This is a genomic window from Pelagerythrobacter sp. Soil_C_18, from assembly GCF_057657235.1.
Window position 1 is genome coordinate 263,695 of record NZ_JBDGIU010000001.1, and the last position, 13,374, is coordinate 277,068.

Below are 13,374 nucleotides of genomic sequence, written 5' to 3' on the forward strand. Positions count from 1 at the left end.
CGGTGGTTTCAGGAGCGCCCTCACGCCTGGAGGGAGGGCGCTCCAACCCCGTCTCGGCCGATCGTCTCACAAGCTTAACATGGGCCGCCTATCGGCGCGGCAGCCGGCGAGATATCGGCCATCTCCGTCACCGCAGGGGTAAAGACATGTTCTGGCTGAACGCCATCCTCCTGATGCTCGATCCCACACCGGTTGCGGCGGAAGATCCGGTCAAGATCAACGATCTGGTGATGGTCGGCACGCATAACAGCTACAAGCTGGCGATGCCCGGCGAACGTATGGCGCAGCTGCGCGAGTACGACCCGCAGGCCGCAGACTCGCTCGATTACGCGCACCGGCCGCTGACCGAGCAGCTCGATGCGGGAGCGCGGCAGATCGAGCTCGACGTCTATTACGATCCGCGCGGCGGCCATTTCGCCGGTACGTCGGACGATCCGGCGCTCCGGCGCCCCGGGTTCAAGGTCCAGCACGTTCCTGGCCTCGACGACCGCACGAACTGCCCGACGCTGGTGCAATGTCTTGCCATCATCAGAGGCTGGTCGGACGCCCATCCGGACCATGCGCCAATCCTCGTCATGATGAATGCGAAGGACAGCACCGGCGATGCCGACCCGATCGTCGAGGCACTGCCGTTCACCGAAGCCGCCTTCGATGCGCTCGACCGCGAGATCCGATCGGTGCTCCCGGCCGACAAGCTGATCGTTCCCGACGACGTCCAGGAGAGCTATCCGACGCTGCGCGAGGCGGTGCTCGCCGATAACTGGCCGACGCTGGAGGCGGCCCGCGGGCGCCTGATGTTCGCGCTCGACGAAGGGCCCGAGAAGGTCGCGCTCTATCGCGGTGATCGCGGTTCGCTCGAAGGACGGGTGCTGTTCGTCAACACCGACGAAGATTCGCCCGCGGCGGCCTACCTCACGCTCAACCATCCGATCCGTGAGGCGGATCGCATCCGGCGCGCGGTGGAGGCGGGCTTCATTGTGCGGACCCGCGCCGACGAAGGCACCGCCGCCGCGCGGACCGGCGACACACGCCAGCGCGAAGCGGCACTCGCCAGCGGCGCGCAGTACATCTCGACCGATTACCTCTGGCCCGATCCCCGCTTCGGCACCGGCTATCGCGTCGGGCTCTCCGGCGGTGCCGCCGTCGCCTGCAATCCGGTGAGCCGCCCGCAGGGCTGCGGTGCCGATCCGCTCGAAGCGCCCACGCGCTGACCGCCTTTCTCAACATCACACGTCAGGATACGCCGATGCCGCTTCCGCTCCGCCGCCCTTCGATCATGCTGCTCTGCGCGCTCGCCGCCGTGCCCGCCTCCGCTCAGGACCAGACCGCCTCGCCCGCGGCCGGTCCGACGCGCGCCGCGCAAGGCGATCTGAGCGTACCAGCGGGTGCGCGCCGCATCGGCGACGATCTGACCGACCACTACCGCGACCTGCTGGCGGAGCGCGAAGTGCGCAACGTGATCCTGCTGATCGGCGACGGCATGGGCGATTCGGAGATCACGATCGCGCGCAACTATGCCGAGGGTGCCGGCGGCGCGTTCAAGGGAATCGATGCGCTGCCGGTCTCCGGCCAGTACACGCACTATGCGCTCGACCGGGAGACGGGGAAGCCCGACTATGTGACGGACTCCGCCGCGTCCGCGACCGCCTGGTCCTCCGGCGTGAAGACCTACAACGGCGCGATCGGCGTCGACATCCACGCCCGGCCGCATCCGACGCTGATTGAGATGGCAAAGGCAGCAGGCCTCGCCACCGGCAACGTCACCAGCGGCGAAATCGAGGATGCGACGCCAGCGGCGCAGATCGCGCATGTGACGCAGCGCAAGTGCTACGGTCCGATCGCGACGAGCGAGGTGTGCCCGGCCAATGCGCTCGAGAACGGCGGCGCCGGGTCGATCGCGGAGCAGGCGCTGGCGCTGCGGCCCGACGTGCTGCTGGGCGGCGGCGCGGCCACCTTCGCGGAGGTCGCCAAGGCCGGACCGTTCGAAGGCCGCACGCTGTTGCAGCAGGCCCAAGCGCGCGGTTACGCAATTGTTCGCGACGCTGCGGAGTTGCGGGCGGTGGGCGAAGCGGGCCAGCGCCAGCCGCTGCTCGGCCTGTTCGCGCCCGGCGTCATGCCGGTGCGCTGGACCGGTCCGAAAGCGTCGTACCACGGCAATCTCGACCAGCCGCCCGTCCGCTGCGCCGACAATCCCGAACGGACCGAGGCCATCCCGACGCTCGCCGCCATGACCGAGAAGGCGATCGAGCTGCTGAAAGGCAACCCGGACGGCTTCTTCCTCCAGGTCGAAGGCGCCTCGATCGACAAGCAGAACCATGCCGCCAACCCGTGCGGCCAGATCGGCGAGACCGTCGATCTGGACGAAGCGGTGCAGGCCGCCCTCGCCTTCGCCCGCGCCGATGGGCACACGCTGGTGATCGTGACCGCCGATCACGCGCACACCAGCCAGATCGTCGGCAACGGCACCCGCGCGCCGGGTCTGACGGCCGCGCTCAGGACGCACGACGATGCGGTGATGACGATCAGCTACGGCACCGCCGAGGAGGGATCGCAGGGCCACACCGGCGCGCAGCTTCGCGTCGCGGCCTATGGCCCGCGCGCGATCAACTTCACCGGCCTGACCGATCAGACGGACATGTTCTACATCATCCGCGACGCGCTGAGTCTGGGCAGGCCCACCGGAAACTGAACCTCGGGAGGGCGGCCCGTCGCAGGCCGCCCTGCCCGGTTCAGTCCACCACGACCTCGCTCTGGACGTGCAGCTCCACTTGCGTGGCGCCGACCGCGGAAGTGTAGATCGCGTACTCGATGCCATCGATCTGCTGGGAGCCCGCTGCCGTCCAGCCTGCTCCGAGCGTCACCGAATCGTCCGCGTCGCCCAGCAGCTTGAGGATCGGATCGCTGCCGCCGGCAATGCCGAGGACATCGGCCGCCGAGAGGCTGCTGATGGCATTGCCATGCAGATCCAGCGCCTCGACGTTCGCCAGCCGCGTGTCGAGCTCGGTGCCCGACAGGCTCTCCCCGTCGCGGAGGCGGACGGTGTCCGTGCCCGCGCCTGCGTTGATCGTGCCGCCGGTCCACAGGAGCGAGTCGTTGCCGTTCGTCCCGAGCTGAGCATAGGAGTTCACCGTCAGGTCGACCGTGTCGGATGCTGAGGTACTCGCCCCGTCAGTCGTGAACGCCTCCACCCGGATCTGAACGCCTGAAGCGGTGGTATTCTGATCCGTCAGCGCGTCACGCGCCTGCAGGAACCCGATCTGATCGAGATCCGCCTGCGACAGGCCGGTCAGGGTGTAGGTGTCAGTCGCGGCGTCGTAGCTCACGCCGTCGACCTTCTGATCCGCCCCGACGTAGAACGAGGCGAACTCACCCAGGCCCGTCAGCTTCAACGTCGTCGTCTCGCGAGAGGCATCGACCGCGCCCGGAACCGAGGCATCGGCCGCGTCGGCCATGGAGGCGTTGAGATTGAGCGGGATGACCCGGTTCTCGGGGCCGAACGTGTTGGTCGCCGTAAGGTCGACGCCCTGCGCCACCGGGTTGACCGTAACCGGACCCAGATCGAAGTTCTGGATGAGCCCGTCGTTGAAGACGGTCTCGCCGCTCTCGACCGTGACCGACAGGTTGTCGAGCGTTCCGCTCCAGTTCTCGGGTGGCACGATGGCCACGTAGGACGGAAGCGAACCGTCGGGGTTAGAGATGACCCAGGTGTTGGTGCCGCCGGCATTGCTCGCCAGCGTCGCCGTCGCGGCGGAATCGCCGACATAGACGAGGAAGCCGTTCGGCAGGTTCGACAGCAGGATGGAGTTGATCGTCTCCGATCCGTCGTCGTCGACGAGCGAAACCACCAGGTTGGTGATCTGAACCTGGCTCGACTCGTCGCCCGACGAGGGCCCGCTGCCTACCGTCACGCCGTTATTGATCATGATGACCTGGCCGGTGCTGGTGGCGGTCCCCGTCTGCACGAGCGCCGAGCCGCTCTCCTGCGTCCGCACCAGCGCGCTGAACGAAACCTCGCCTGCGGTGCTGTTGTCCGGCGTATAGACGAGGTCGATCGGCGCGCCCGGAGTAACCCCGGTGATGACGTAGTAGGTCTCGCCGTCCACCACCTCGGTCGTCAGCGGAGCGCCGTTGTGGGTGAGCGTACCGTTCTCCAGCCCATTCGTGCTGCCGACGGCGTCCACCTTGACGTAGACCTTGCCATCGATGATCTCGCCAAACGCGCCGTCGGCATCGTTCGAGACCGTGATGGTCACCGGAATGGACGCGGTGCCCTCGTCGATCGCTTCGGGCGAGATGGTGATTTCGCCCGGATCGGTTACCGGATCCACCGGCACGGTCATGTCGTCGATATCGGCACTCTCGTTGTCGCCGCCCGCGACCGAGACGGTCAGCCGCGCATCGAGGTGGAACGCGCCCGGGGCATTGTTCGCATTGCTGTTTTCAGGCGCGGTGATCCCGATGCTGTCGAGAAGGCCGGCCAGTGCCGCGTCGGCATCGCCGCCCGGCGGCACCGTTACCGAGGCGGTCCAGACCTCGACTCCGTTGACGATCGTCGAAATCATGCCGTCGATCACCGTGCCGGGCGGAACGTCGGTCAGGCTGACCGTGAAGGTATTGTCCACCGTCGCGTCCCGGATCGTGACTTGCGCGTCGACGACGTCGGACAGCGCGAACTCGGTGTCCTCGCCGGCGTGCGCACCGTTGTACGCCCATTGGTCGATCTGCGCGGGAATCGCGCCGTCGCCGCCGGTGAACTCGGTGGTGAGATGCCAGGTTACGGTGTCGGACACGACGGCCGTCCCTGCGTTGAGTTCGCCCCGGTCCTGCGTCTGGACCTGCATGCTGATCGGCACGTCCTGGAGATCGCCGGCGAAACCGCTGACGTCGAACACGACCGGCAGATCGATGCCGCCCGCGCTATTGATCGGCAGAGCCGCCGCGTCGTCGTAGATCAGCAGCCAGGTGCCCCCGCCGCTATATTCGGCGCCCTGGACGGAAACGCCGTCCGGCACGCCTTCGATCACGACGCGGATCACCTTCTCGCTGCCGTCGGCATCGGCCGTTCCGGTGGCGCTGCCGGCATCGGGAACCTTGGCGACGTTCAGGGTCACCGTGACCATGTCGCCGGCATTGAGTGTCGCCGAGTCGGGCGACGCATCGTCGCCCACCACGTCGTCGGAGACCGTGGTAACGCCAGCCGATCCTGCGATGGCGGTGATCGACACGTCGACCGCGTCGGTCACCGGAGTGGCGCTAAGGTCGAAGATGCCGTCCTGCACCGCCGTGCCGCTCGCGCCTGCTGGCGTCGAGCCGTAGCTGTCGTCGGTAATCTCGTACTTGAAGTCAAACGAGCCCAGGGAGCCGTCGAGATTGGCCGCGCCCTTCGCTCCGAGTTCCCCGATCTGCGCGCCGGTCAGGACGTAATAGCTCTGCCCGTCGATCGTCTCGGTGGTCAGCCCAGCGGCGGACAACGGCGTTCCGCCGAGATAGAGCGTGAAATTCGTGCTATCGGCGTCATCGACCGAGATCCACACGGTCGTGAGAGCCTCGTCGGCATCGCCGTTCTGGTGGACGATGCCGAGGCCGAGGGGCGTCACGACATCCTCTGTCAGCACGGCGCTGGTCGTGACCCCGGCCTCGGCCGACGGCGTGACCGTGATCTCGACCGTCTGCGGAGTGCCGGTCCGCGAGTCGCCGTCGTTCTCGGTCGTCACGGGGGTGACGGTGAACGCCTGCGTTCCGCTGTAGTTCGCGGGGGTCGATATGGTCGCCGTCTCGAACTGCTGCTGCGTCAGCACCCAGACGCGTTCCGCGCCCGTGCCGCCGACCAGCATCGTGCCCGCGCTGAGCGAGAAGCCTTCGGGCAGGCCCGTGACGCGCATCGTCAGCACTTCCGAGGTGTCCGTATCCGAGAGATCCGCCGTCACCAGTTCGCTGAGCATCACCTGGTCGGCGCCGCTGTCGAGTGCAGCCTCGCTGTAGGTCGCGTCCACCGGCGTAACGGTGGCCTCGTCCGCCACCCCGCGAACGGACACGTTCACGTTCAGGCTCGTAGCCGCGGATACATCGGCCCCATCCACCGATACGGCGGACACGCCCAGCGTGAAGTCGTCGTTGCTGTTGGGCGGCGGCTGAATGGCCAGCGCCTTGCTGGAATCGAAATCCGTCAGCGTCACGCTGCCGCCGACCGGCGTCTGCAGCACGCCGTCATAGAAGAGCTGAGCGCCCGGCGGGATGTTGGAGATCGTCACCGTGAAGGTTTCGGACGGGTCCGAACTCGTCGGCCTGACATCCAGCGGGATGGCCGTGTCCTCCACGCCCGTAGCGCGCGCGTTCAGGGCCATGGTGACCTCGTCGGCGACCGGTTCGATCACCAGGTTCGACAGAGTGGCCGAACCCGAGACGGCCTCCACCCGCGCACCGGTGTCGGGGTCGGTATCGACGGTGAGCGTCTCGACGCCGATCTCGAACGCTCCGGACAGGTTCTCCGGCGCCTTGAACTCGAGGGTGTCGAGATACTCGACCGGAATGTCGACCGGAGAGCCAGCGTAAGTGACCGTGACCCACTCGCCGTCGCCGTCCATGTAGCGGAACTGCGAACCGATGGCGGTGTTGGAGCCGCCGTCCCCGGCGATCAGCTCGGGCGTCAGCCGGGCAAAGACCTGTTCGTCCGCGTCCTGATCGCTCCAGCCGGCTTCGAGGTTGAAGCCGCCCTCGGTGCCGAGCGCGAACCAGGCATCTTCCGCGCCCACCGTCGTGTAGGCGTGGCCGGGCGTCATCGTGGCGTCGGCGGTCCCGTCGCCATCGCTGTCGCTGCCCACCGCCTCGGCCACCGGCGTGACGGTGACCTCGATCGGCAAGGTGGTCGTGGTCGTCTGGGTGACGTCGCTGCCCTCGATGCTGACCGTGTCGGCCGTGGTCACCGCGACGTCGATCGTCTGGTCGGCGCTGCTGTGCGCGGGCGCGGCGATCGTAAAGCCGTCCAGCACCGCCTCGCGCTCCGCTTCGCTCAGGCTCGCGTCGAACGTGATGGTGTAGATCCCGCCGGACTGACCTGCCGTATACCCGGCGCCGCTACCGGTGTCGGCGACGGTCCAGCCTGCGGGCACCTCGAACTGCACCTCAGTGATGATTTCGGTACCGTTCCCACCCTGGTCCGTGACCTCGATGCCGGAGAGGAAGGCCGCGGCCGTGTCCTCGGGCACCGAAACGTCTGACGCGGTCACGTCCCCGCCCACCGGCGTGACATGCAGGTCGAGCGTGACCGAAGCCCGCTCCACGCCGCCGGTCGTCGGGCCGGCGCCGACGCCATCGGCATCGCGGTCCTGCGCGTTGAGCCTGACCGTGATCGTCACGTCGCCGCTGAAGTCCTGCGGCGGTGTGATCGTCATCGGCGGCAGGCCGGTCGGAGACGTGCTCAGGCCCGGCGCCGCGACCGTGACCACCGGGTTCGCCGCCGTGACTTCGACGCCGTTGACGGTGGTGCCGATCGGCAGGCCCGAAATCTCGAACCAGCGGACTTCGGAGCCGTCCGTGTCCGCGCCGGCATTGCCGTCGATGCTCGGGAAATTGACCGACAGGAGATCCGACAGGTCGAAGCTCGTGTCCTCCGCGAACGTGTGATCGCTCACGGAGGTATCGCCATCGCCGTCGACCAGCGAGAGCTCGATCGGATCGGTCACCGCCTCCACGTTGACCGTGACGTCGGTCGAGGAAGCCGCACCGGGCACGCCGGGGATCGGCGTGCCGTCGTCACCGACTTCGTAGCTGGTCACGCCCACGTTGACTGTGAAGTTCGCGTGGCTTTCGGGCGGCGGGAGCACCTGCAGGGCTTCGTAGTCGGCGCTGCTCAGCGTCATGTCCGATGTGAGGCCGGAAACGTGCGAACCGTCGGAAAGCTGGATGGTGACGTCGCTGCCGTCCGATGTCAGCAGGACATTACCTGCACCGTCGAGCAGCACCGCGCCAGCCGGAAGACCGCTGAGCGTGATCGCACCGAGCAGTTCGGGATTGTCGCCCGCGCCGGCACCGTTCTGGTCGGTCGCATCGGTGACGACCGGTGCGTTGAGGCCGAGCGCAACCGCTTCGTCCTCGTTGGTCAGAACCGCAGCGGCGTCGACCGGCACTTGCGGGGCGTCGGAAACGGGGTTTACCGTCACCGTCACCGTGGTGACGACGGTAGTCCCATCATCGGCCGTGGTGGAATAATCGAACGTATCGGTCCCGCTGAAATTGGCATCGGGCACATACGTGACGGTACCGTCGGGATTGACCGTCGCGGTGCCGTTCGCCGGATCGTCGGCGACCGTGTTCTGGTCCGTCGCATCCGCGCTGGTCGTGAACGTGATGCCGCTGCTGTCCTCGTCCAGCGTAAACGAGCGCGCGGTTGCGGGCTGATCGTCGGTAATGGTGATGATGATGAAGTTCGCATCATCCACGTCGCCGTCGCCGTCCACCACGCCGAAGCCGATCGGAAGCTCGATCTCGCCCCCTCCGGTATGATCCAGCGGACGCGACAGGTCGAAAGTGTAGCCGGCGCTGGCCGACGCCGGATCGGTAATGGTGGCCGTGAACACCACCGGTCCGCCCGCTCCGGCAGTCGCAGTCAACGTGTGACCGTCCGCGCTCACCGAGTAGATCAGTTCCGCGCCTCCGGAGGAAAGGCCGAGATCGATCAGTCCGCTTTGAACCGCATCGAAGGTGACATCGATGCCGTCCGCACCCTTCGTCACGTCGAGCGAGCCGGTCTGCGTCAGCCCCGCGGCGTCGGGATCGCTGCCGCTCGGCAGGTTCGCCTCGTTGACTGCGGTGGTGTCCGGCGTGCCGATGGAAGGCGCCGTATCGTCCACGGTCACCGTCTGGCTTGCCCAGCCGCTGACGTCGCCGTCACCATCGATCAGGTTGTAGTTGAAGACATCGTCGATCGAGAGGTCGTTGTCCGGTTGCGGGTGGTCAACCGAGGCCCCGCCGCTCACCGCGGGATCGCTGGTGTAGCTCCAGGTACCGTCCTGATGAACGGTCAGGCTGCCATGGATCGTATCGAACGTGCTGCCCGCCGGGCCCGCCGCCACCGTCGCAGTGGTCAGTTCGCCGGCCTCGTTGGTGTACTGGATCTGGTGCACCCGCGCGCCGTCGGCGCCCTGCACGTCGTTGGCGAGCAGCGACGTTCCGGTCACCGTGTTCCCGCCTTCGACGGTGCTGACACCGGCGTCGGCCGCGGCCGTCGGCACGTCGTCCACTATCGTCAGGTCGAGACTTGCCGGAGCGCTGGAATCGGTATCGTGCACGGTATAGTCGACCGGGATCGACAGGCCGTTCTCGCCGCCCGCGGCCGCGTGGTCGAGTTTGCCGGTCAGCGTCAGGGTGACGCTCTGGCTCGTCCCCGCCGCGTCGTTCGGGTTGTTGAGCACCAGTGTGAACACGGGGGCGCCGCCCGCGCCCGCCGTCGCGGTCAGGGTGTGCCCGTCGGCGCTCACGGTATAGACGAGCGCCGTTCCGCCCGAGGTCAGGTTCTGCGCCTCGAGGCCGCTGACCGTGGCGCTGTCGAACACCACGTCGCTGATCGCGTCCGGCCCTCTGACGATCGCCAGATCCTCGGTCACAGAATTGGTGGGCGAGCCTGCACTGCCCGCGCCGGGAATATCCTGCTCGTCGAGCGTGAGCCCCACCGGGCCGGCCGAAGGATCGGTGTCGGTCACGGTAACGGGCTGGACCGCCGTGGACGTCGATCCGTCGCCGTCCTCGATCGTGTAGCCAAAGCTCTCGCTCACGCCCGCCGGATTGTTCTCGGTCGCGTCGCTGGTGTAGCTCCAGCTGCCGTCCTGATGGACGGTCAGCGAGCCGTAGCGCGTGTCGACCGTCAGGCCGCTCACGGGCACGGCCGCCGCGACGTTGTCGCCGGCCTCGTTCGTGTAGGTGATCGAGATCACCTTGGCGTCGCCGTCGGCGCCCGCCTGATCGTTGCCCAGCAGGTTCGCGCCGGCCACCGCCCCGCCCTCGTCCAGCGTTACGCCGGGGTCGTTCACCGCCATCGGACCATCGTCGACGACGGACACCTGGAAGCTGCCCGCGTCGCTGTCACCGTCTGCGTCGGTGACGGTGAAGCCGAAGGAGAGATCGACGTTCGACCCGCCGTGATCGAGCGGCCCCGTCAGCGTGAAATCGTACCCGAGCGAGGGCGTGCCGGGATTGGTCAACGCCACCGTGAAGACGACCGGGCCGCCGGCCCCTGCGGTCGCGGTGAGCGTGAGGCCGTCGGCGCTCACGGCGTAGACCACGGGGACGCCGTTCGACGTCAGGCCGGCCGGGGCCGTCTGCGCGCCGTCGAAGACGGTGCTGACGGTGCCGCTGTCCGCACCGGTGCGGATATCGAGCGAGCCGGACTGGGTCAGCGCGCCGGCGTTCGGGTCGGTTCCGTCGGCCAGATTGGCTTCGTCCACCGTAACGGCCTCGACGCTCTCGATCGTGGGCGCATCGTCGACGATCGTGACGCCGAGGGTGGAACTGCTGGTTCCGCCCGCGACGTCCTCGACCGCGAGCGCGATATCCTCGATGCTGCTGCCCGATGCCGCGTCGGGATTGGTGACCGTGTCTTCCAGCGTATAGGTGTAGCTCAGGCTGCCGCCCGTGGAGACGCCGCCGACTTCGCCCGACGAGGTGTAGCCCGTGAGAGTCAGCGTGCCCTGCGGCGTGTCGATCTCGACCGGAGTGCCAGCCGTGACCGCCTCCAGCTCGGCGAGCGTCAGCGTGAGGCCCGCTATGGTGACGCTGGCGAGACCGTTGCCGGCGGAAATCGCGATGGTGCCGGTTGCAGCGGCGCTCTGGCCCGCAGGTCCGTCGCTCGTCAGCCCCGCTTCGTAGACCGTGGCCTCGCCCGCTTCGGCGCCGTTCGTATCGGCAGGGGTGATCGAGGGCGCGCCGTCTTCATTGCCGTTGATCGTGATGGTCAGCGTCGTGAACGAGGTGCCGCCTTCGCCATCGGAGATAGCATAGCTGAAGGCGTCCGAAAGCGGCGGGCTCGACGCGTTCAGGCCGTTCACGACCGGATTGTCGTTGTCGAGGACGTAAGTGTAGCTGCCGTCGGCATTCAGCGTAAGCGTGCCGTAAGTGCCGGTGATCGGAACGCCAGGCGTCGCGCCTGCTGCGAAGTCGCCGAGGTCGTCGGCGGTTCCGGTAATCACGTGGGTGACCGCCAGACTGTCGGCGTCCGGATCGGTGTCGGCCCCCGCAGGCGCGGAACCGCTGCCGATCACGCCATCGGCGGCCGAGACGACCAGATCCGCTCCGTCCTCCACCACGCTACCCTGGTCGGGCGCCGCTTCGGGTGCCGGATTGGTGACGGTCCAGTCGAAGCTCTGCGTGATCGTAGCGCCGCTGCCGTCGGTGGCGGTTACGACGACGGTATAGGTGCCCGCCGGATTGCCGGCAGTCCCGGTCTGGCTCGCCGAGTTGTCTATCGTCCCGCTGATGATGCCGGTCACGGGATCCAGCGTCAGGCCCGCCGGCAGACCGGTCGCGCTGTAGCTGAGCGTATCGCTCGCATCGACATCGGTAAACGCGGAGGTGACGTCGATGGTGGTGACGCCCTCTGCGTCTTCGTTCGCCTGATCGGGCAGCGCGCCAACTGCCACCGGCCCATCATTGGTGCCGGTCACCGTGATCTCGAGCGTCGCGGTATCCGTACCGCCCTCGCCGTCGCTTACGGTATAGCTGATGCTCGTCGTCCGCGTCTCACCCACGGCAAGATCGTCGAACTCACCGTTCGGATCGAAGCCGTAGCTGCCATCAGGGTTGAGCGTGAAGGCACCCCCGCTGCTGCCCGCGATCACCGCGCCGACATTGGCCGCATCGCCGTTCACCGCACCCACCGTCAGCGCATCGCTATCGGGATCGCTATCGTTACCCAGCACGCCGCCCGCAGTATCCACTGCGAGCACGGTGTCCTCGTCGGTCGTCTCGGCATCGTTGACGGCATCCGGCGCCGGGTTGGCAACCGTCCACTCGAAGCTCTGCGTGATCGTGGCCCCGCTGCCATCGGTGGCGGTTATGACAACGGTGTAGGTGCCAGCCGGATTGCCGGCAGTCCCGGTCTGGCTGGCCGAGTTGTCGATCGTTCCGCTGATGATGCCGGTTGCAGGATCGAGCGTCAGACCAGCCGGCAGACCCTCTGCCGTGTAAGTCATCGTGTCGCTCGCATCGACGTCGGTGAAGGCCGCGGTGACGTCCACTGTCGTGACGCCATCCGCATCTTCATTCGCCTGATCGGGCAGCGCACCAACTGCAACCGGCCCATCATTGGTGCCGGTCACCGTAATCTCGAGCGTCGCGGTGTCGGTCCCGCCCTCGCCGTCACTCACCGTGTAGCTGATACTGGTCGTCCGGCTCTCGCCCACCGCGAGATCATCGAACTCGCCGTTCGGATCAAAGCCGTAGCTCCCATCGGGGTTGAGAGTGAAGGCACCCCCGCTGCTGCCAGCAATGACTGCACCGACATTGACCGCATCGCCGTTCACCGCACCGACCGTCAGTGCATCGCCATCGGGATCGCTGTCGTTGCCCAGCACACCGCCCGCAGCGTCTACTGCGAGCGTTGTGTCCTCGTCAGTGATACCGGCATCGTTGACGGCATCCGGCGCCGGGTTCGCGACCGTCCACTCGAAGCTCTGCGAGACGCTCCCGCCGTGACCGTCATCAGCAGTCACGACGACGGTGTAGGTGCCAGCCGGATTGCCGGCAGTCCCGGTCTGGCTGGCCGAGTTGTCGATCGTTCCGCTGATGATGCCGGTTGCAGGATCGAGCGTCAGACCAGCCGGCAGACCCTCTGCCGTGTAAATCATCGTGTCGCTCGCATCGACATCCGCAAAGGCCGCGGTGACGTCCACCGTCGTGACGCCATCCGCATCCTCGTTCGCCTGATCGGGCAGCGCCCCCACCGCAACCGGCCCGTCATTGGTGCCGGTCACCGTAATCTCGAGCGTCGCGGTATCCGTGCCGCCCTCGCCGTCACTCACCGTGTAGCTGATGCTCGTCGTCCGGGTCTCGCCCACCGCGAGATCATCGAACTCGCCGTTCGGATCGAACCCATAGCTGCCATCGGAGTTGAGCGTGAAGGCACCCCCGCTGCTGCCAGCAATGACTGCGCCGATATTGGCCGCATCGCCATTCACCGCACCGACCGTCAGTGCGTCGCCATCGGGATCGCTGTCGTTGCCCAGCACACCGCCAGCAGCGTCTACTGCGAGCGTTGTGTCCTCGTCAGTGGTATCGGCATCGTTGACCGCATCCGGCGCCGGGTTCGCAACCGTCCAGTCGAAGCTCTGCGTCACCGAGGCGCCGCTGCCATCGGTGGCGGTTACGACGACGGTGTAGGTCCCC

The 13,374-nt window shown here is 67.3% G+C and carries 3 protein-coding genes; 2 read left to right on the forward strand and 1 reads right to left on the reverse strand.

Annotated features, from left to right (window positions below; genetic code table 11):
- The first annotated feature begins 146 nt into the window (after positions 1 to 146).
- Complete coding sequence (locus AC3A5N_RS01130) at positions 147 to 1,211, forward strand: phosphatidylinositol-specific phospholipase C1-like protein (protein WP_487735470.1); 1,065 nt, start codon at positions 147 to 149, stop codon at positions 1,209 to 1,211.
- Positions 1,212 to 1,246: 35 nt separating this feature from the next.
- Positions 1,247 to 2,689 (forward strand): alkaline phosphatase, encoded by a 1,443-nt coding sequence (phoA, locus tag AC3A5N_RS01135; protein ID WP_487735471.1) that lies wholly within the window; start codon positions 1,247 to 1,249, stop codon positions 2,687 to 2,689.
- A 40-nt stretch (positions 2,690 to 2,729) separates the two neighbouring features.
- Here phoA and AC3A5N_RS01140 read toward each other — a convergent pair whose 3' ends face one another.
- Positions 2,730 to 13,325: a beta strand repeat-containing protein gene (locus tag AC3A5N_RS01140; protein WP_487735472.1), complete on the reverse strand. Its 10,596-nt coding sequence runs from the start codon at positions 13,323 to 13,325 to the stop codon at positions 2,730 to 2,732.
- Positions 13,326 to 13,374 lie beyond the last annotated feature (49 nt).